Below are 19,934 nucleotides of genomic sequence, written 5' to 3'. Positions count from 1 at the left end.
CGACCGAAAGGCGCTCTACATGCAAATCAGGCTGCACGGCACACCCGCTGAAACAGCCACCACCCTCACCGCACTCACCCAAGTCCTCACCATCCAACACATCAGCCGGCCCTACCCCGACCGGCCACCGTCGACCCGGCACCGCATCTACATCGACGCCACCCCGAGGGAGGACGCCCGCCGATGACAACGCATGCCAAGGGACAAAAGCAGCCGAGCCTAAGCCGTCACCTCACCATTACTGAAGTTTGCGATGAACTCGGGATCAGCAGGTCGACCTTCTACGACTGGCGAGCAAAGCGGAAGGGGCCGCCGGCACGCAAGCTGCCCAACGGCGAAATCCGGATCGAACGACGCGACTATGAATCCTGGCTTGAATCGCTTTACGAGGAGGCCGCTTGAACACCACCTTCGACGTGCGTATCTGGTCGATCGAAACGTATGAAGGGAAGAGGGGGCGCACCTACTGGGTCCGGTGGCGAGTTGCCGGGCAGCCGCGCAAGGAGCCCTACAAGACAAAGGCTCTCGCGGAAGGCTTCCGCTCAGAGCTGGTCACCGCCTCTCGAAAGGGTGAGGCGTTCGATATCGAGACGGGTCGCCCGGTCTCGATGCGTCGCGAGACCGCCGTCATGTCGTGGTACGACCTGGCCTGTTCGTTCGCCGACATGAAATGGCCGCATGTGGCCGCCACGACCAGGCGCACTCACGCGGAAGCGCTGACGGCGCTTACCGTGCTCATGCTGACCAACGCGAGAGGCCGCCCGGACGGCAAGCCGCTCCGCCACGCCCTCAGCCGCTGGGCCTTCAACACCCCTCGCCGTAAGGCCAAGAACATGCCCGAGCAGGTGCGCACCACGCTCGAATGGGTGAAGCGGAACACCCGAGACGTGGCCAGCCTCAGCCGCGCCGAAGTGCTGCGCCCGGTGCTGGACGGCCTTACTGTGCGACTCGACGGCGCGCCGGCCGCGCCAAGCGTCATCAGCCGCCGCCGGAAGATATTCAATACCGCGATCGAATACGCCGTAGAAAAGCGGCTGCTGCCGGCGAATCCGCTACCACAGTTGAAGTGGAAGCCGCCGAAAACCGTGACGACGATCGACAGGCGGTCAGTGGCAAACCCCGTGCAGGTGCGGACTCTGTTGGAAGGGGTGCGGGAGCAAGGGCGTATCGGGCCGCGCATGGTGGCTTTCTACGCCTGCCTGTACTACGCGGCTTTGCGTCCGGAGGAAGCCGTACGCCTCGCCAAGCCGAATCTGCACCTGCCCGAAAAGGGGTGGGGGGAATTCACCCTCGACGGAGCGGACCCGCACGCCGGCCGCGAATGGACCGACAGCGGAAAGAACCGGGACAGCCGCCAACTAAAACAGCGAGCACGAGGGGAGACGCGAACGGTACCGTGTCCGCCCGAACTGACAGCGATCATCAACGCTCACGTCGAGCTGTTCGGCTACGGGCCGAATGACCGCCTGTTCGTGGGGGAGCGCAACAAGGATGAGCTTCCCAAGGGCACGATCAACCGCGTGTGGCGGTGGGCGCGGGCCGCCGTGTTCACGCCCGAGGTGCAAGCCTCACCGCTGGCCGGCACCCCGTACGACCTGCGGCACGCTGCCGTGTCGACCTGGCTCAACGGGGGAGTCCCGCCTACCCAGGTCGCCGAGTGGGCCGGGCAGTCGGTAGAGGTGCTGCTGAGGATCTACGCCAAGTGTCTGGACGGCGGTGACGCAGCTCTCAGGCAGCGGATCGAGAGAGCGCTAGGGCACGACTGACCGGCGCTGAAACTTCGGCACGTATTTGGCACAGACGCCCGCCACGGGCCACTGACGGCCGGACATGGCCGGACACACGATTAAGGCCGCTGACCGGGTTTCCCCTGGTCAGCGGCCTTTTCGTGCTGCTTATCGATGGTGCCCCCGGCAGGATTCGAACCTGCGCCCCCGCCTCCGGAGGGCGGTGCTCTATCCCCTGAGCTACGGGGGCTCAGCGACCCGAGAAGAGTAGCAAACACGCCTCCGGATCACCCAATCGGCACCCCGCCCGCCGATCTTCGCCGGTTCACGCGGCGGCGAGGGAACGGCCGCAGCTGGGGAGCGGGTGCAGGACGATGCGCCGGGGGAGGCGGCGCGGCCACTCGTTGCGGGGCCACGAGCCGTCGACGATCAGGTGCACCGTGCGCTCCTCGGCGCCACTGAGGCGCAGCACGAAGTCGCGGGGGAGCGGCGGGTCGACCGAGGGCGTGGTGATCATGAAACGTACCCGGCCCCGGGAGGAGACCGCCGAGACCACGTCGGCCGCCGGCATGGTGCCGCGCAGTCGTATCCGGCCGATCCAGTAGACCTCCGCGGCGTGCTCCTGGGCGGCCCCGGTGATCGACGGGTACTCGGTGCGTACCCAGCGCTCGACCGCGCCCACGCAGAGCCCACAGGCGCGCTCCCGGGGCTCCCGCGGACCCAACCCCCAGGCCCGCAGGTACGCCCCGACCGTGCCGGCGTCCATCGCCAGGTCGAACCGGCGCTGGATGAGGGTGGTCAGGCTCTGTCGCGTCCAGAGCTCCTCGTCCAGGCCGAACTCGTCGGGGTGGACGCCCCGCAGCACGTCGATCAGTTCGAGTTCCTGTTCGCGGCTGAGCGCTCCCGACTCGCCCGGCCGCTGTCCGCGACGGACGGCTGCCACCGCCCCGTCACCGCCGATCGTGTGGCGTCGGCACCAACTGGTCACCGACCGCCCTGCGTCTCTGAGTGCAACCCCCACGTCCTGCGCAACGAGCCCGAATCGCAACTGGTCACGATATGTGGGGAGAAAAGTCTCCAAGGAGCGCTATGGGTCGGACAGCGTCAAACCGTTATAAACCGGCATAACGGGCAAGGGGGGTGTGTGCGTACACGCGGAAGGGCCCGCGTCGTTCCCGACGCGGGCCCTTCGGAACAGGCGTACCGGCGGCTCAGCCGCCGAGCCGCTTGAGCGCGGCCTGGAGGTTGGTCAGGTCCTTCTGCTGGGTGTTCTTCATGGTCTGCGCGACCAGCAGCACGTCCTCGTCGTGCCCATCGTCGAGGACTCCCTGGATCATGTGGACCCCGCCGAGGTGGTGCTGGATCATCAACTGGAGGAAGAGCACGTCGAACTCGCGACCCTGGGCGGCCCGCAGCTTCGCCATCTCCTCCGGCGTGGCCATGCCCGGCATCAGGCCGTTCTTGACCAGGCCGGCGCCGTCCGACATCCAGGCCATCGGCGGCTGGTCGCCGGTCGGGTCCAGCTTCCAGGACCGCAGCCAGGTCTGCATGGTGCCGATCTCGCCCTGCTGGCCGGTGGCGATGTCGCCGCCGATCTGGCGTACCTCCGGGTCCTGGCCCTGCTGGAAGGCCATCAGCCCCATCGCCACCGCCTGCGCGTGGTGGGTGGTCATGTCCCGGGCGAAGCCGGCCTCCACCGAGTTTTCACCCGGACGGGTGAGGCTCGGGGTGAGCAGGCCACCCGCGTACCCGAGGAGGAGACCGACCACGACGGCGGCGGCCAGGGCGAGGGTGCCGAAGCGGCGTACCCCCCGCCGGCCACCGTCATCGGTGGCCGGCGCCTCGTCGAGATCGGCGTCCGTGGTCACGGCAGCGGTCATCACGGCATCCTTACTGCTGAACCGGCTGGTCGCCCATCGGGTTGCCCGCGTCCCGGGGCGTGGTGCCGGTGGCGGTGATGCCCTGGTCGCAGTTGGCGTTCGGCCCCTCGATGGAGGCGTTCACCCGCAGCGTCTTGATGAAGTCGTCGATCCGGCTGTCGTCGGCGTCGTCGAGCTTGAGCTGGAAGCCCCAGGCCTGCAGCGAGATCGGCTTGTCCAGCCCCTCGAACGGGCTGAGCATCATCTTTTCCTTGCCCTGCACCTTGGCCTTCAGCTTGGCCACCTGGTCGGCCGGCAGGTCCGGGCGGTAGGCGATCCAGACCGTGCCGTGCTCCAGGCTGTGCACCGCGTGCTCGTTGGCGATCGGGGCGTCGTAGACGTCGCCCATGCAGTTCTGCCAGGCCGCGTTGTGCGGGCCCGCCACCGGCGGGAGGATGTCGTACTTGATCGGGCCGGCCTGGTGGTTGCCGCCGGCGACCAGGTCCTTGTCCTTCTTGCGGTAGTCGACCACGCCCTTGATGGCGTCGGCCCGATCCTGCCATGGCTGGGCGCCCCGGTATACCGCCCAGGCGCCGACGCCGATGATGCCGACGGCGAGCACGCCGACCGCGACGAAGAGCGCGATCGGCCCCCACGACCGGCCCTGGCTGACCTTCACCGGCGCGATCGGCTTGCGCCCCTTGCCGCCGGCGCTCGCCTTCGGGGTGCCCTTGCCGGCCCCCGCCTTGTCGCGCGCGGGCTTGTCGCCCGCGGCCGGCCGGCCGGCCGCCGGCTTCTTGCCGGTGCTGACCACGGTCGGGCGGCGCTCCGGGCCGCCCGGGGTGCTGATGCTCATCGTGCCTCGTCAGGTCGGTCGGTCAGGGGAGCCGCGACCCGGTTCACATGATGGTCGCCGCCGCGGTGCCCGAGTCTACCCCCGATAACATGGTTCGGTGACTCCCGCAGAACTCGCCGAGGTCGTTCTCTCCGCAGCCCACGCCGTCTTCGCCGACCGGGGCCTGGACCACGCCGCGCTGCCCGCGCAGACCACCGTCGAGCGACCCCGCAACCCCGAGCACGGCGACTACGCCTCGACGCTGGCGCTGCAGCTCAGCAAGAAGGTGGGCGTACCCCCGCGGGAGCTGGCCGCCGCCCTGGCCGAGCAGCTCGGCCGGGCGCCGGGGATCAAGTCGGTGGAGATCGCCGGCCCGGGCTTCCTGAACATCCGGCTCGACGCGGCCGCCGCCGGCCAGCTCGCCAAGGTCATCGTCGAGGCCGGCCCGGAGTACGGCCGTAGCGCCACCCTCGCCGGCCAGAAGATCAACCTGGAGTTCGTCTCGGCGAACCCGACCGGCCCGGTGCACATCGGCGGCGTCCGCTGGGCGGCCGTCGGTGACGCGCTCAGCCGGCTGCTCCGCGCCACCGGCGCCGAGGTCGGCACGGAATATTACTTCAACGACGCCGGCTCCCAGATCGACCGGTTCGCCCGGTCCCTGCTCGCCGCCGCGAAGGGCGAGCCGGCCCCGGAGGACGGCTACGGCGGCGCGTACATCGCGGAGATCGCGGCCGAGGTGGTCAAGCGCCGGCCGGAGGTGCTGGAGCTGGCCGACGCCGCCGCCCAGGAGGTGTTCCGGGTCGAGGGCGTCCAGCTCATGTTCGACGAGATCAAGTCGTCGCTGCGCGACTTCGGCGTCGAGTTCGACACCTACTTCAACGAGAAGGACCTGCACGACCGGGGCGAGCTGGACAAGGCGCTGGTCCGGCTGCGGGAGCAGGGGCACATCTTCGAGTCGGAGGGCGCGACCTGGCTGCGCACCACCGACTTCGGCGACGACAAGGACCGGGTGCTGCGCAAGTCCAACGGCGAGTGGACCTACTTCGCCGCCGACTGCGCCTATTACCTCGACAAGCGCGAGCGCGGCTTCGAGCGCGTGGTGATCATGCTGGGCGCCGACCACCACGGCTACATCGGCCGGATGAAGGCGATGGCCGCCTGCTTCGGTGACGACCCGGAGCACAACCTGGAGATCCTCATCGGCCAGTTGGTCAACCTGGTCCGCGACGGCGCTCCGGTCCGGATGAGCAAGCGGGCCGGCACCGTGGTCACCCTGGAGGACCTGGTCGACGCGATCGGCGTGGACGCCTCCCGCTACGCGCTGGCCCGCTACTCCAGCGACTCGCCCATCGACATCGACGTGGAGCTGTGGACCCGGGCCACCCGCGACAACCCGGTCTACTACGTCCAGTACGTCGCCGCCCGGACGGCCAGCGTCGGGCGCAACGCCGCCGAGGTGGGGCTGAGCCGGGGCGACGCCGCCGGCTTCCACGCCGAGTTGCTCTCCCACGAGAAGGAGAACGAGCTGCTCAAGGCGCTCGCCGAGTTCCCCGCCGTGGTCTCCTCGGCGGCCGAGCTGCGCGGCCCGCACCTGGTCGCCCGCTATCTGGAGCGGCTGGCCGGGGCGTACCACCGGTTCTACGACAACTGCCGGATCCTGCCGCGCGGCGACGAGGAGGTCACCGACCTGCACCGGGCCCGGCTCTGGCTCAACGACGCCACCCGGGTGGTCATCGCCAACGGCCTGTACCTGCTCGGCGTCTCCGCCCCGGAAAGGATGTAATGCGCGCGCACGAGGCTGGTGCCCTGCACGGGGAGATCGGTCACCGGGGGCCGGCCTGGCTGCGTACCCCGGTCGACGTCAACGCCCTGGTGCCACAGCTCTGGCCGCGCCACGTCACGCGCGGTGCGAGCGGCACGCTGGTGGTCGCGGGCCTGGACGTCCGCGACCTGGCCGCCGAGTTCGGCACCCCGGTGTACGTGCTGGACGAGGACGACCTGCGCTCGCGCTGCCGCGAGTTCCGGGCCGCCTTCCCCGACGCCGACGTCTACTACGCCGGCAAGGCGTTCCTCTGCCGTGCGGTGGTCCGCATGATCGCCGAGGAGGGCCTGTTCCTCGACGTCTGCACCGGCGGTGAGCTGGCCACCGCGCTGTCGGCGGGGATGCCACCGGAGCGGATCGGCTTCCACGGCAACAACAAGTCGATGGCCGAGTTGACCCGCGCGGTGGACGCCGGGGTGGGCCGGATCATCGTCGACTCGTTCGCCGAGATCGACCGGCTCACCGCGCTCGCCCGCGAGCGGGGGGTACGCCCCCGGGTGCTGGTCCGGGTCACCGTCGGCGTGGAGGCGCACACCCACGAGTTCATCGCCACCGCGCACGAGGACCAGAAGTTCGGCTTCTCGCTCGCCGGTGGGGCGGCCGCCGCGGCGGCCTTCAAGATCCTCGACGAGGGCGTGCTGGAGCTGCGTGGCCTGCACTCGCACATCGGCTCGCAGATCTTCGACGCCAGCGGCTTCGAGGTCTCCGCCCGTCGGGTGCTGAGCCTCCAGGCGCAGATCCGCGACGCCCGCGGGGTGGAGCTGCCCGAGCTGGACCTGGGCGGCGGCTTCGGCATCGCGTACACCACCCAGGACGACCCGGCCGCGCCGCACGAGCTGGCCAAACGGCTCCGCAAGATCGTCGACGGGGAGTGCGCGGCCGAGAGCCTGGCCGTGCCGCACCTGTCCATCGAGCCGGGCCGGGCCATCGTCGGCCCCGCCGTGTTCACCCTCTACGAGGTCGGCACCGTCAAGGACGTCGACGGCCTGCGGACGTACGTGAGCGTGGACGGCGGGATGAGCGACAACATCCGTACCGCGCTCTACGACGCGTCGTACTCGGCGACGGTGGCCAACCGGGCCTCGGCGGCGGAGCCGATGCTCGCCCGAGTGGTGGGAAAGCATTGTGAGTCCGGGGACATCGTGGTGAAGGATGAATTCCTGCCCGCCGACGTGCAGCCCGGAGATCTTGTCGCGGTACCCGGCACCGGGGCGTATTGCCGGAGCATGGCCAGCAACTACAACCATGTCCCGCGGCCCCCGGTCGTCGCCGTCCGCGACGGTCGGGCCAGGCTGATCGTCCGCCGGGAGACGGAAGCGGACCTGCTCGCATTGGATGTGGGATGACGGCACCTGTGCGCTTGGCGCTGCTCGGCTGCGGCACGGTCGGCAGCGACGTGGTACGGCTGCTGCACGAGCAGTCGGCCGACCTCGCCGCCCGGATCGGCGCCCCGCTGGAGATCGCCGGCATCGCCGTACGCCGGCTCGGCCGGGACCGCGGCGACCTGCCGGTCGACCCCGCCCTGTTCACCACCGACCCGCTCGGGCTGGTCAAGCGGGACGACGTGGACGTCGTGGTGGAGGTCGTCGGCGGCATCGAGCCGGCCCGGAGCTGGCTGGTCGAGGCGCTGCGCGCGGGTAAGAGCGTGGTCACCGCCAACAAGGCACTGCTCGCGGAGGACGGCGCGACCCTGCACGACGCCGCCGCCGAGGGCGGCGCGGACCTCTACTACGAGGCGAGCGTCGCCGGGGCGATCCCGCTGCTGCGCCCGCTGCGCGAGTCGCTGCACGGCGACCGGATCAACCGGGTCACCGGGATCGTCAACGGCACCACCAACTTCATCCTCTCCGCCATGGACGCCACCGGCGCCGGCTTCGCCGAGGCCCTGGAGGAGGCCACCGAGTTGGGCTACGCGGAGGCGGACCCGACGGCCGACGTGGAGGGCTTCGACGCCGCCGCCAAGGCCGCCATCCTTGCCTCGCTGGCGTTCCACACCCGGGTCACCGCGGCCGACGTGCACCGCGAGGGCATCACCGAGGTGACCGCCGCCGACGTGGCCAGCGCCAAGGCGATGGGCTGCACCATCAAGCTGCTCTGCATCGCCGCCCGGGGTACCGACGCGGCGGGCCGGGAGACGGTCAGCGTGCGGGTACACCCGGCGATGATCCCGCGGACCCACCCGCTGGCCAGCGTCGGCGACGCGTTCAACGCGGTCTTCGTCGAGGCCGAGGCGGCCGGGCAGCTCATGTTCTACGGTCGGGGCGCGGGCGGCGCGCCGACCGCCAGCGCCGTGCTCGGTGACGTGGTGGCGGTGGCCCGCAACCGCCTGGCCGGGGTGCACGCCGCCAGCGAGTCGGCGTACGCGGACCTGTCGGTGCGGCCGATGGGGGAGGCGCTCACCCGCTACCACATCAGCCTCGACGTGGCCGACCGACCGGGTGTGCTGGAGGCGGTGGCCGGGGTCTTCGCCCGGCACGAGGTCTCCATCGCCACAGTGCGGCAGGGTCCGGCGGGTGGCGGCCCGGCCGGCCGGGGCGAGGACGCCGAACTGGTCATCGTCACCCACATGGCACCGGACGCCGCGCTCGCGGCCACCGTGCGGGAGCTGCGCGGGCTGCCGATCGTCCGCTCGGTGACCAGCGTGCTGCGGGTCGAGGGAGGGGCGTAGCGCCCGCGTCCCGCCTGATGGTTAGGTCAGGGTGTGCCGGCGGCCGGTCCGAGAGGCTGGTCCACGCTGGTAGGAGCCCCGACCTAACCGGGGCGGTCGACGCGAGGAGAGCGACATGTGGCGGGGCCTGATCGAGACGTACCGGGACCGGCTGCCGGTCACCGACGCCACCCCGGTCATCACCCTGCACGAGGGGAACACGCCGCTGCTGCCGGCGCCGGTGCTCTCCGCCCGGATCGGCGCTGACGTCTGGCTGAAGGTGGAGGGGGCCAATCCCACCGGCTCCTTCAAGGACCGGGGCATGACGGTCGCCGTCTCCACGGCGGTCGAGGCCGGCAACAAGGCGATCATCTGCGCCTCCACCGGCAACACCAGCGCCTCCGCCGCGGCGTACGCGGCCCGCGCCGGGATCACCTGCGCGGTGCTGGTGCCGCAGGGCAAGATCGCGCTGGGCAAGCTGGCCCAGGCGCTGGTGCACGGCGCCAAGCTGCTCCAGGTGCAGGGCAACTTCGACGACTGCCTGGCGCTGGCCGGCAAGCTGGCCCAGGACTATCCGGTCGCCCTGGTCAACTCGGTCAACATCGACCGGCTGCACGGCCAGAAGACCGCCGCCTTCGAGATCGTCGAGGCGCTCGGCGACGCCCCCGACATCCACTGCCTGCCGGTCGGCAACGCCGGCAACATCTCCGCCTACTGGTTGGGCTACTCGGAGGACCTGGCGGCCGGCAACGCCACCAGGGCTCCGCGGATGTACGGCTTCCAGGCAGCCGGCGCGGCGCCCATCGTGACCGGCCAGATGGTGCCGGAGCCGTCGACCATCGCCACCGCCATCCGGATCGGCAACCCGGCGAGCTGGACCAAGGCCGTCGACGCCCGGGACGCCTCCGGCGGCCTGATCTCGGCGGTCACCGACCGGGAGATCCTGGCGGCGTACCGGTTGCTGGCCCGCGAGGTGGGCGTGTTCGTCGAGCTGGGCAGCGCGGCCAGCGTGGCCGGCCTGCTCCAGCAGGCCGCCGCCGGGAAGGTGCCGGCCGGCTCCACCGTCGTCTGCACGGTCACCGGCCACGGCCTCAAGGACCCCGAGTGGGCCATCTCCACGGCCCCCGCCCCGATCACCATCGCCAACGACCCCCAGGCCGCCGCCCGCTCCCTAGACCTCGCCTAACCCCGCGCCGGTTTGATCAAGAAGTTCGCGTCACGGTAACGCTGATTCGCGACCGAAACTTCTTGATCAACCACGTGCTGGGCGGAGGGTGGGTGGGTGCGGGGCGGGGGGAAGGGGTGGGGCAGACTTTGTGGATCAAACCCACCCCATTTCAGGAGTGAGCCACGCTGATGTCGCTGCTCGCCAGATTCAGCCTCGCCAACCGGGGGTTGGTCGCCCTCATCGCGCTGGTGACCACGGCGTTCGGGGCGTACGCCGTGCCGTCGCTGAAGCAGCAGCTCCTGCCGTCGCTGGAGTTTCCCGCCGCGTTCATCGTGGCGGCCTACCCGGGCGCCGCGCCGGAGATCGTCGAGTCCCAGGTCACCGAGCCGATCGAGAACAGTCTCCAGGGCATCCCGGGGCTGGAGAAGGTCACCTCCACCGCTCGTGAGGGCGCCACCACCGTCCAGGTGCAGTACGCGTTCGGCACCAACCTGGACGACGTGGTCAACAAGATGCAGACCGCGCTGAACCGCATCGACGGGCAGCTCCCCGAGGGAGTGGACCCGCAGGTCATCGCCGGCAGCACCGACGACCTGCCCGTCGTGGTGGTCGCCGCGACCGGCGGCGACGACGAGCAGGCCCTGGCGGAGAAGCTGCGCCGCGCCGTCGTACCCGAGCTGGAGGGCCTGGACGGGGTCCGGACGGTCGACGTGACCGGCACCCGCGACCAGGTCTTGGTGATCACCCCCGACCCGGCGAAGCTGGCCGCGGCCCGGCTGGCCCCGATGGCGATCGGCCAGGCGCTCAAGACCAACGGCGTCGCGCTGCCGGCCGGCGCGGTGGCCGACGGCACCCGGTCGCTCCCGGTGCAGGTCGGCACCCCGATCCGGACCGTGGACGAGCTGCGCGGCATCGTGCTCACCACCGCCCCCGCCGCCCCGGTACGCCTCGGCGACGTGGCCCGGGTGGAGCAGCAGCTCGCCCCGGCCACCGGGTTCACCCGCACCAACGGCAAGCCCAGCCTGGGTATCGCGGTCACCGCGACCCCGGACGGCAACGCGGTCCGCATCTCCCACGACATCCGGGACCGCCTCGACGAGCTGAAGGCCGCCTCCGGCGCCGAGCTGACCGTGGTCTTCGACCAGGCCCCGTTCGTCGAGCGGTCCATCGAGAGCCTCACCACCGAGGGTCTGCTCGGCCTGCTGATGGCGGTCGTGGTGATCCTGGTCTTCCTGCTCTCGGTCCGTTCCACCCTGGTCACCGCGGTCTCCATCCCGCTTTCGGTGCTGGTCGCGCTGATCGTGCTCTGGGCCGACGGCCACTCGCTCAACCTGCTCACCCTCGGCGCGCTGACCATCGCCGTCGGCCGGGTCGTCGACGACTCCATCGTGGTGCTGGAGAACATCAAGCGGCACCTGGAGTACGGCGAGCCGAAGCGCGAGGCCATCCTCGGCGCGGTCCGCGAGGTGGCCGGCGCGGTCACCGCCTCGACGCTCACCACGGTCGCCGTCTTCGCGCCGATCGCGCTGGTGGGCGGCTTCGTCGGGCAGCTCTTCGCGCCGTTCGCGATCACCGTGACGGTGGCCCTGCTCGCCTCGCTGCTGGTGTCGTTGACCGTGATCCCGGTGCTCGCGTACTGGTTCCTGAAGCCGGGCGGCGGCGCCGGGGACGAGGCCGGCGTCCGGCGGGCCGCCGAGGAGAAGGAGCTGCGCAGCCGGTTGCAGCGGGCGTACCTGCCGGCGATCGGCTTCGCCACCCGGTCCCGGGGCACCCGCTGGGCCACGGTGGGGCTGGGCCTGCTGGTGCTGTTCGGCACGTTCGGCCTGGCGCAGAGGCTGGAGACCAACTTCCTGGACGACTCCGGCCAGGACACCCTGAGCATCCGCCAGGAGCTGCCGGCGGGCACCGGGCTGGCCGGCACCGACCAGGCGGCCGCCCGGGTCGAGGAGGTGCTCCGGCGTACCCCGGGGGTGAAGACGTACCAGGTCACGGCCGGTGGCGGCAACATGCCGTGGGCGGGTGCCGGCGCCGGCAACACCGCCTCCTTCTCGGTCGCGCTCAGCAAGGACACCGACGCCGCGACCGTCCGGCGGAGTCTGCGTACGGAGTTCGACGCCCTCGGCCCCGAGGTGGGCGAGCTGAGCTTCGGCGGCGGGCACGGCGGCGGCTCCGCCAACCAGCTTGAGGTGGTCGTGCAGGCCGTCGACCAGGACACGCTGACCCGGGCCGCCGAGGCCGTCCGGGGGGCGGTGGCCGACACGCCGGGCGTGGAGGACGTCTCCACCAGCCTCGCCACCCGGGTGCCCCGGGTCGAGGTGACCGTGGACCGGGTCGCCGCGGCCCGGGCCGGGCTCACCGAGGCCGCCGTCGGGCAGCTCGTCGCGCAGGCGTACCGGGGTGCCCCGCTGGGGCAGGTCACCCTGGACGGCACGCCGCAGAACGTGGTGCTCAGCACCGGGGCCCGGCCTCCGCTGAGCGTGGACGAGCTGCGGGCGATGCCGGTGGGCCGGGTCAGGCTGGACGACATCGCCGACATCAACCAGGTCGAGGGGCCGCAGCAGGTGACCCGGATCGACGGCGAGCGCAGCGTCTCGGTCACCGGTACGGCCACCGGCTCCGACCTCGGCACCACGACGAAGGAGTTGCAGAAGCGGCTGGACGCGCTGGACGTACCGGGTGCGACGTTCACCATCGGCGGCGTCAGCGCCGACCAGAAGGACGCCTTCGCGGACCTGATGCTGGCGGTGCTGGCCGCGATCGCGATCGTCTTCCTGATCATGGTGGCCACGTTCCGCAGCCTGACCCAGGCGCTGATCCTGCTGGTCTCCGTCCCGTTCGCGGCAACCGGCGCGATCGTGCTGCTGTTGGCCACCGGGACGCCGTTGGGTGTGCCGGCGCTGATCGGCGTGCTCATGCTGGTCGGCATCGTGGTGACGAACGCGATCGTGCTGCTCGACCTGATCAACCAGTACCGGGCGCAGGGGATGGCCGTCACCGACGCGGTGGTCGAGGGTGGCCGGCGGCGGCTGCGACCGATCCTGATGACCGCGGTCGCCACGGTGTTCGCCCTGCTGCCGATGGCGTTCGGGCTCACCGGCGAGGGGGGCTTCATCTCCCGGCCGCTGGCGATCGTGGTGATCGGCGGCCTGATCAGCTCGACGCTGCTGACGCTGATCCTGGTGCCGACCCTCTACACGATGGTGGAGCGCACCAAGGAGGCGCTGCGCGAGCGCCGGGCCGGCCGCCGGGGCACGCCGGAACCGGTGGCGCCGCCGGCCCCGGCCCTGGTCCCGGTGACCGTCGGCGGCGGCGCGTCGCCGGCCAAGGTGGTCGCGTCCCCCGCCGGGTCGCCGGTCCCGCCAGCCCCGTCGGGGGCGCTCCTCGACGGTACGGACCAGTTCGAGGTGCTGCGCCTGCCGAAGAGCCGCCAGTCCCCGCTGCCCCCCACCGACTGACCCGGCCTCACCGGGCGGCGCCGGCCTGGCGCCGCCCGGCTGGCCGGCCGCGTCCCGGTGCCGGGCCGCGCCGCCCGGGGTCGCGTCACAGGAGTACGGAAAGAGTGGTCATCCCGTCCGGGGTGGCCACTCTTTCCGTAAGTCGGCCCTGATCGACTCCGTGTGCGGGATGTGGCGGTATCGCCGGGTGCCGAATACCGGCGGTTGCGCGACACGGAACCGGATCACGGGATCGCCGGCAGGGAGGGCACCCGGGGGTGGCCGATAGAGGGGACTGCCCGCGCGAGCCCGAAGCGGTACCGTGAGCCGGTCGGCACCTGCTGCGGGTGCCGGGGCGTCCCGTACCGGGGCGGCCGGGCGGCGTGGGAGCGGGGCCATGGCGGACGGCGTGGGGCGGTGGAACCGGCGGGCGGTGCTGCGCCGGACCGCCCTGCTGGCCGGAGGCGTCGCGCTGGGCGCCGTCGGCACCGTGCAGACCACCTGGATCGCCGACCGTCGGCTCCCGCTCGCCGGCGGCCCGGCCAGCGCCACCCTGGGCAGCCAGTTCCAGGAGGTGGGCGGCGGCACGGTCGAGGCCGTCTGGGGCGTACACACCACCGAACGCCTGCTCGCCCTCACCTTCGACGACGGTCCGCTGCCACAGTGGACGCCGATGGTGCTGGACACCCTGGAGCGCTACGACGTACCAGCCACCTTCTTCATGGTCGGCGCCCGGGCCCGGGACAACGCCTCGCTCGTCCGCGGCCGGATGGGCCGGCACGAGGTCGGCAACCACAGTTGGGCGCACCATGACCTGGCCCGGATGGACGCCCAAACCGCGTACGACGACCTGCGGCGCAGCCACGACGCGATCACCGAGGCCACCGGCATGTCGCCCCGCCTGCTCCGGCCACCGTGGGGGCATCTGGGTGGTGCGGTGCTGCACGCCGCGGCCCGGCTGGACTACCGGCTGGTGCTCTGGACCCTGCAGATGGTCGAGGGTCAGTTCCCGCGGGACCCGGTCGGCCATGCCCGGCGGATCGTCGCCGGGGTGCAGCCCGGCACCGTCCTGCTCGGCCACGACGTCGGCACCGAGCGGCGCCTCGTCGCGCTTCGTGGCCTGCCGGACATGATCACTGGCCTGCGGGCCCGTGGCTACACCTTCGTGACCGTCTCCGACCTGCTCCGCCGCGCTGCCGTCGAGTGACCCGGCCCGATAGGGTTTCCCGAGTGTCGCCCACTGTCTCGGTCCTCGTCCGCAACCGCGACTTCCGCAACCTCTTCCTCGCCGAACTGGTGGTGTTCGGCTCGGACTGGTTCGTCATGGTGCCGCTGCTGGTGCTGCTGCCGGAGCTGACCGGCAGCGGGGTGTGGGGTGCGCTGGTCCTCGCCGTGGACACCGGCACGATGGCGCTGCTGCTGCCGTACACCGGGACCGTCGCGGACCGGCTCGACCGGCGGAAGACCATGATCGGGGCGAATCTGGCCGCGCTGGCCGGCGTCCTGTTGCTGCTCGGGGTGCGCGGCGCGGGGACGGCGTGGCTGGCCCTGGTCGCCATCGCGGCCGTGGCGGTGGCGAAGGCGTTCTACTCGCCGGCGGCCCAGGCCGCCCTGCCCAACGTGCTCGATCCCGCCGACCTGGCCGCGGGCAACGCCGTCGCCGGCTCGGCCTGGGGCACGATGACCGTCGTCGGCGCGTCGCTCGGCGGCATGCTCAGCTCAGCCGCCGGCCCGTACGTCAGCTTCTGGGTGGCGGCGGGCGGCCTGGCGGCGGCCGCCGGCCTGGCCACCCGGATCCGCCGGCCGTTGCAGGCGCCCCGCGACTCCGCGCTGCCGCACCCGCGCACCTGGCCGGCGATCCACGAGGCGCTGCGCTACATCGCGCACCGGCCGCGGGTGCTGGCGCTGGTCGCCGTGAAGTCGGGGGTCGGCCTCGGCAACGGCGTGCTCACCGTCTTCCCGCTGCTCGCCGGGGTGTACGGGCTCGGCTCGGTCGGCACCGGCCTGCTCTTCGCCTTCCGGGGCGCGGGCGCCCTGGTCGGGCCGATCCTGATGCGGCGGGTGCTCACCAACCGGGCCTGGCTGCTCACCGGCCTGGCGCTCTCCATGTCCCTCTACGGCCTGGCCTACGTCGGGGTGTCGGTGGTCGGCTGGTTCCCGCTGGTGCTGGTGCTGGTCCTGCTGGCCCACGTCGGCGGCGGCAGCAACTGGGTGCTGTCCAACTACGCCCTGCAGCGCGAGGTGCCGGACCGGCTGCGGGGCCGGGTGTTCGCCACCGACATGATGCTGGCGACGCTGGCCATCTCGGTCAGCCAGCTCGGGGTGGCGCTGGTGGTGGACCAGGTGAGCGAGCGGACCGTGCTGGCCGGCTGCGGCCTGGTCACCGTGGTCTACGCGGTCGTGTGGCGGTTCGCCACCCGGCGGCTCTCGCTCGCCGAGCCGGCGGCCGAGCCGGAGCCGGAGGCCACCCGCGCCTCCTGACGCCGTGGGTCAGCCGCAGCCCGGTGCCGTTACCGGCCGGCGCCCGGCGCGCTGCCGCCCCAGCCCGACGCGGTGGATGCTGGATGGGGCGCTGGCGCGGCCGCGGACCGCACCGGGTCGACCGGCGGTTCGGCGGGCCGCCGCCCGGCGAGGACCGCGCCGATCAGCAGCCCGAACCCGATCGGGTTTCCGACCGAGACCAACCCGTCGAAGAGCAGGGCGAGCAGGCTGATGCGCTGGTAGCCGCCGTCGCGGACCCAGTCGGCGGTAGCCAGGTTGCTGAAGACGAGATTCCAGGCCAGGGCCGCCAGCACGACCACCAGCAGTACGACGACGCCGGACCTCAGGAGGACCCGGGCGGATCGGGGCAGCCGATCGCGACGCATCGCGGCCAGCACCAGGCCGATCACCAGCACCGCGATGCTGGGCAGTTTGGCGGCGACGGACAGGATCGTGGGAAGAATCTGGTCCACGTTGCCTCCAGGTGCCGTTGATCATGGCAGGCTAACAGAGATGATCACTTCCCACGGTCCGGGCGAATCGACGTGTGGTCGGTCCCGGGCCCTAGCATGAACCGGTGCCGATGACTCTCGCCTCCGGCCCCGTTCGGGTCCGGGTGCCCGCCACCAGCGCCAATCTGGGCCCCGGCTTCGACGCCCTCGGGTTGGCTCTGGGGATGTACGACGACGTGGCGGCCGAGGTGACCACCGGGGGCGTCCGGGTGACGGTGACCGGTGAGGGTGCCGGGGAGTTACCGGAGGACGACCGGCACCTGGTGGTGGCGTCGATGCGCGCCGCGTTCGACGTGCTCGGCGCGCAGCCGCCCGGCCTGGCAGTGGAGTGCGTCAACCGGATCCCGCAGGCCCGGGGCCTCGGTTCCTCCTCGGCGGCCATCGTCGCCGGGGTGCTGTTGGCCCGTGCGCTGGTCGACGAGGGCGCCGCGCGGCTGGACGACGTCGCCGCGCTCCGGCTGGCCGCGGAGATCGAGGGCCACCCGGACAACGTCGCGCCCTGCCTGCTCGGCGGGTTCACGATCGCCTGGACGGAGCCCGCCGGGGCGCGTGCGGTCTCCCTGCCCGTCGCGGCGGGCGTGCGCCCCACCGTCTTCGTGCCCGGCGAGCGGGGCCTGACCGCCACCGCCCGGGCCGCGCTGCCCGCCGCCGTGCCGCACGCCGACGCGGCGCTGACCGCCGGGCGGGCGGCGCTGCTGGTGCACGCGCTGACCGCCGCTCCGGCGCTGCTGCTGCCGGCCACCGTCGACCGGTTGCACCAGGGCTACCGGGCCGAGGGGATGCCGGCAACGGCCACCCTGGTCGCGGCGCTGCGTGAGGCGGGTGTGGCGGCTGTGGTCAGTGGGGCGGGCCCCACCGTGCTGGCGTTGACCGAGGTGCCCGCGGGATTTACTGCGGGAACAGATTGGCAGCGCTGGGAGTTGCCGATAGATGTCAGCGGCGCCCGGGTTGCCCGGGGTAGACTTGGACACGCCGAGCGGGACCCTGTTGCCGCAGGTCGGAAGAGTTGATTACGCTCTAGACTCAGCACAGCCGCGAAGCACGCGATCTTCCTGCGGGGCGGCGCACCCCCGAAGCTCTCGGCGGTCAGCCCGTCACCCCTGCCAAAGGCCCACGCCGCACCGCAGTTTCCGCAGGTCGCCGCAGACGGCGAGACCTGCTCACCGACGTTGGTGAGTCGGGAGACCGACCGGCTGCTGTGTCACAGACTCCCGCGACGCGTCCATGCGAGGCGGGTGCACCGAGGCCGCCCGGCCACCTGGTTTCGACTCCGGGCAGTCCCGGCCTATCGAGGGAAGGAATCCATTGAGCGACACCACCGACGTGACGTCGGATGTTTCCAACGTCGCTGGCGATGCCACCACCACCGCCGCCGCTCCCACGCGTCGTCGGCGCAGTGGTACCGGCCTGTCGGCGATGCTGCTGCCGGAGCTTCAGAGCCTGGCCGCGTCGCTCGGCATCTCCGGTACGGCTCGCATGCGCAAGGGCGAGCTGATCAGCGCGATCACCGAGCGGCAGGGCGGCGCCGCCGCCGGGACCCCTCGACCACGCGCCGAGGTCGCGGCAGCGACCGCGCCTGCCCGGGAAGAGGTGCACGCCGAGGTACGCGAGGAGCGGGCCGAGACCGAGCGCCGGCCTGCCGAGCCGGCACCGGCCGCCGAGCCGACCGAGGGGCGTACCCGGAGCCGGCGTGGCCGGGCCGCCGCGGCGGCAGCGGCGACCGAGGCCCGGCCTGCCGAGACGCGTACCGAGGAGGCCGCCGCCGAGACCGGCGAGCGGGCCGAGCGCGGTGAACGCGGCGAGAGCCGGACCCGGGAGCGCGCCGAGCGGGCCGAGCGCAGCGGTGAGCGGGCCGAGCGGGCGGAGCGGGCCGAGCGCGGCGGCGAGCAGCGGGCCGAGCGCAGCGGCGAGCGGGCCGAGCGTGGCGAGCGGGCCGAGCGTGGCGAGCGTGGCGAGCGGGCCGAGCGTGGCGAGCGGGCCGAGCGTGGCGACCGCAACGGCGACCGGGCCGAGCGTGGCGACCGCAACGGCGACCGGGCCGAGCGGGCCGAGCGTGGCGACCGTGGCCAGCGGGCCGAGCGCGACCACGACGGGGACGAGGACGGCGAGGGCGGCGGCCGGCGTGGCCGGCGCAGCCGGTTCCGGGACCGCCGGCGGGGCCGCGGCGAGCGGGCCGAGGGCGGCGAGGGCGGCCGCGAGCCGCAGGTCGGCGAGGACGACGTGCTCGTCCCGGTCGCCGGCATCATCGACGTTCTCGACAACTACGCCTTCGTCCGGACCACCGGCTACCTGGCCGGCCCGAACGACGTGTACGTCTCGATGTCCCAGATCAAGAAGTACGGCCTGCGCCGCGGTGACGCGATCACCGGTGCCGTGCGGGCCGCCCGCGAGGGGGAGCAGCGGCGCGACAAGTACAACCCGCTGGTCCGGCTGGACACCATCAACGGGATGGAGCCGGAGGAGGCGCGGCGTCGGCCGGAGTTCTACAAGCTCACCCCGCTGTACCCGCAGGAGCGGCTGCGGCTGGAGACCGAGCCGCACATCCTGACCACCCGGGTCATCGATCTGGTCATGCCGATCGGCAAGGGCCAGCGGGCGCTGATCGTCTCGCCGCCGAAGGCGGGCAAGACGATGGTGTTGCAGGCGATCGCGAACGCGATCACCCGTAACAACCCGGAGTGCCACCTGATGGTGGTGCTGGTCGACGAGCGGCCGGAAGAGGTCACCGACATGCAGCGGTCGGTGAAGGGCGAGGTCATCGCGGCCACGTTCGACCGGCCGCCGCAGGACCACACCACGGTGGCGGAGCTGGCGATCGAGCGGGCGAAGCGCCTGGTCGAGCTGGGGCACGACGTGGTCGTGCTGCTCGACTCGGTGACCCGGCTCGGTCGGTCGTACAACCTGGCGGCGCCGGCCAGCGGCCGGATCATGTCGGGTGGTATCGACTCCACCGCGCTCTACCCGCCGAAGCGCTTCCTGGGCGCGGCGCGGAACATCGAGAACGGCGGCTCCCTGACCATCCTCGCCACCGCGCTGGTGGAGACCGGGTCCATGGCGGACACGGTCATCTTCGAGGAGTTCAAGGGCACCGGCAACGCCGAGCTGAAGCTGGACCGGAAGATCGCCGACAAGCGGGTCTTCCCGGCGATCGACATCAACCCCTCCGGTACGCGCAAGGAGGAGGTCCTGCTCGCGCCGGAGGAGTTGGCCATCGTCCACAAGCTCCGGAAGGTGCTGCACTCGCTGGACTCGCAGGCGGCGCTCGACCTCCTGCTGGACCGGCTCAAGCAGTCCCGCACGAACATCGAGTTCCTGATGCAGATCGCGAAGTCCACGCCGGGCGAGTGAGCTGACCGGAGCGACCCACAGCGGGGCACGGCCGAACGGCCGTGCCCCGCTGCGCGTACCCGGGGCGACGGCTGAAGTTTTTCTTCAGTTGGGCCGAGACC

Annotated in this window: 16 protein-coding genes and 1 tRNA gene; 12 read left to right on the top strand and 5 right to left on the bottom strand. The window is 72.0% G+C overall.

Annotation, left to right across the window (positions count from 1 at the left end):
- Positions 1 to 19: 19 nt before the first annotated feature.
- The 3 genes from GA0070604_RS32775 to GA0070604_RS26360 are packed head-to-tail and all read left to right on the top strand — an operon-like array spanning position 20 to position 1,766.
- A complete protein-coding gene (locus GA0070604_RS32775) occupies positions 20 to 187 on the top strand; it encodes a hypothetical protein (protein WP_167363634.1) in 168 nt (55 codons plus the stop codon).
- Complete coding sequence (locus GA0070604_RS26365) at positions 184 to 402, top strand: helix-turn-helix transcriptional regulator (protein WP_091124291.1); 219 nt, start codon at positions 184 to 186, stop codon at positions 400 to 402. Before GA0070604_RS32775 ends, GA0070604_RS26365 begins: the two co-directional genes overlap by 4 nt.
- A complete protein-coding gene (locus GA0070604_RS26360; RefSeq protein ID WP_091124287.1) occupies positions 399 to 1,766 on the top strand; it encodes a tyrosine-type recombinase/integrase in 1,368 nt (455 codons plus the stop codon). Before GA0070604_RS26365 ends, GA0070604_RS26360 begins: the two co-directional genes overlap by 4 nt.
- 136 nt (positions 1,767 to 1,902) lie before the next feature.
- Here the strand turns inward: GA0070604_RS26360 and GA0070604_RS26355 are convergent.
- The 4 genes from GA0070604_RS26355 to GA0070604_RS26340 form a co-directional block, all read right to left on the bottom strand.
- Positions 1,903 to 1,977, bottom strand: a tRNA-Arg gene (locus GA0070604_RS26355).
- Between the two features lie 75 nt (positions 1,978 to 2,052).
- Complete coding sequence (locus GA0070604_RS26350) at positions 2,053 to 2,748, bottom strand: winged helix-turn-helix domain-containing protein (RefSeq protein WP_091124283.1); 696 nt, start codon at positions 2,746 to 2,748, stop codon at positions 2,053 to 2,055.
- Between the two features lie 190 nt (positions 2,749 to 2,938).
- The gene (locus tag GA0070604_RS26345) at positions 2,939 to 3,607 is read right to left on the bottom strand and encodes a DUF305 domain-containing protein (RefSeq protein ID WP_091124280.1); all 669 of its coding nucleotides are present in this window, start codon (positions 3,605 to 3,607) and stop codon (positions 2,939 to 2,941) included.
- Positions 3,608 to 3,617: 10 nt separating this feature from the next.
- A complete protein-coding gene (locus GA0070604_RS26340) occupies positions 3,618 to 4,442 on the bottom strand; it encodes a DUF3105 domain-containing protein (protein ID WP_091124276.1) in 825 nt (274 codons plus the stop codon).
- 97 nt (positions 4,443 to 4,539) lie between these two features.
- On the opposite strand from GA0070604_RS26340, the gene argS reads away from it, so the two are divergent.
- The 7 genes from argS (at position 4,540) to GA0070604_RS26300 (ending at position 15,973) form a co-directional block, all read left to right on the top strand.
- Positions 4,540 to 6,204, top strand: coding sequence for an arginine--tRNA ligase (argS, locus tag GA0070604_RS26330; RefSeq protein ID WP_091124272.1), 1,665 nt, complete (start codon positions 4,540 to 4,542; stop codon positions 6,202 to 6,204).
- Complete coding sequence (gene lysA / locus GA0070604_RS26325) at positions 6,204 to 7,589, top strand: diaminopimelate decarboxylase (protein WP_091124268.1); 1,386 nt, start codon at positions 6,204 to 6,206, stop codon at positions 7,587 to 7,589. The genes argS and lysA overlap by 1 nt, the downstream gene beginning before the upstream one ends.
- Before the next feature lie 8 nt (positions 7,590 to 7,597).
- On the top strand, positions 7,598 to 8,911 hold the full coding sequence (locus GA0070604_RS26320) for a homoserine dehydrogenase (RefSeq protein WP_208602349.1): 1,314 nt from the start codon (positions 7,598 to 7,600) through the stop codon (positions 8,909 to 8,911).
- 115 nt (positions 8,912 to 9,026) lie between these two features.
- Entirely contained in the window at positions 9,027 to 10,076 is a 1,050-nt protein-coding gene (gene thrC, locus GA0070604_RS26315; protein WP_091124259.1) for a threonine synthase, read from the top strand.
- Between the two features lie 170 nt (positions 10,077 to 10,246).
- The gene (locus tag GA0070604_RS26310; protein ID WP_091124256.1) at positions 10,247 to 13,513 is read left to right on the top strand and encodes an efflux RND transporter permease subunit; all 3,267 of its coding nucleotides are present in this window, start codon (positions 10,247 to 10,249) and stop codon (positions 13,511 to 13,513) included.
- A 376-nt stretch (positions 13,514 to 13,889) separates the two neighbouring features.
- On the top strand, positions 13,890 to 14,699 hold the full coding sequence (locus GA0070604_RS26305) for a polysaccharide deacetylase family protein (protein ID WP_091124252.1): 810 nt from the start codon (positions 13,890 to 13,892) through the stop codon (positions 14,697 to 14,699).
- A 23-nt stretch (positions 14,700 to 14,722) separates the two neighbouring features.
- Positions 14,723 to 15,973, top strand: coding sequence for an MFS transporter (locus tag GA0070604_RS26300; protein WP_091124249.1), 1,251 nt, complete (start codon positions 14,723 to 14,725; stop codon positions 15,971 to 15,973).
- A gap of 29 nt (positions 15,974 to 16,002) precedes the next feature.
- Here GA0070604_RS26300 and GA0070604_RS26295 read toward each other — a convergent pair whose 3' ends face one another.
- On the bottom strand, positions 16,003 to 16,446 hold the full coding sequence (locus GA0070604_RS26295) for a hypothetical protein (RefSeq protein WP_091124246.1): 444 nt from the start codon (positions 16,444 to 16,446) through the stop codon (positions 16,003 to 16,005).
- A 110-nt stretch (positions 16,447 to 16,556) separates the two neighbouring features.
- Between GA0070604_RS26295 and thrB the strand changes: the two genes are divergently transcribed.
- Entirely contained in the window at positions 16,557 to 17,495 is a 939-nt protein-coding gene (gene thrB, locus GA0070604_RS26290; protein ID WP_091124242.1) for a homoserine kinase, read from the top strand.
- Positions 17,496 to 17,790: 295 nt separating this feature from the next.
- Positions 17,791 to 19,833: a transcription termination factor Rho gene (gene rho, locus GA0070604_RS26285; RefSeq protein ID WP_091124238.1), complete on the top strand. Its 2,043-nt coding sequence runs from the start codon at positions 17,791 to 17,793 to the stop codon at positions 19,831 to 19,833.
- Positions 19,834 to 19,934: the final 101 nt, after the last annotated feature.

The sequence above is a fragment of the Micromonospora eburnea genome (assembly GCF_900090225.1).
GTDB classification, from domain to species: domain Bacteria; phylum Actinomycetota; class Actinomycetes; order Mycobacteriales; family Micromonosporaceae; genus Micromonospora; species Micromonospora eburnea.
The sequence above is the reverse complement of the archived record's forward strand: the minus strand, read 5'-3'. Positions and strand labels throughout refer to the sequence as shown.

What these genes read in the sequence shown, in the direction of transcription:
- GA0070604_RS26305 (WP_091124252.1), top strand. Translation starts at nt 13,890, where the DNA reads ATGGCGGACGGCGTGGGGCGGTGGAACCGGCGGGCGGTGCTGCGCCGG.
- GA0070604_RS26345 (WP_091124280.1), bottom strand. Translation starts at nt 3,607, where the DNA reads ATGACCGCTGCCGTGACCACGGACGCCGATCTCGACGAGGCGCCGGCC.
- lysA (WP_091124268.1), top strand. Translation starts at nt 6,204, where the DNA reads ATGCGCGCGCACGAGGCTGGTGCCCTGCACGGGGAGATCGGTCACCGG.
- GA0070604_RS26340 (WP_091124276.1), bottom strand. Translation starts at nt 4,442, where the DNA reads ATGAGCATCAGCACCCCGGGCGGCCCGGAGCGCCGCCCGACCGTGGTC.
- thrC (WP_091124259.1), top strand. Translation starts at nt 9,027, where the DNA reads ATGTGGCGGGGCCTGATCGAGACGTACCGGGACCGGCTGCCGGTCACC.
- GA0070604_RS26310 (WP_091124256.1), top strand. Translation starts at nt 10,247, where the DNA reads ATGTCGCTGCTCGCCAGATTCAGCCTCGCCAACCGGGGGTTGGTCGCC.
- GA0070604_RS32775 (WP_167363634.1), top strand. Translation starts at nt 20, where the DNA reads ATGCAAATCAGGCTGCACGGCACACCCGCTGAAACAGCCACCACCCTC.
- thrB (WP_091124242.1), top strand. Translation starts at nt 16,557, where the DNA reads ATGACTCTCGCCTCCGGCCCCGTTCGGGTCCGGGTGCCCGCCACCAGC.
- GA0070604_RS26365 (WP_091124291.1), top strand. Translation starts at nt 184, where the DNA reads ATGACAACGCATGCCAAGGGACAAAAGCAGCCGAGCCTAAGCCGTCAC.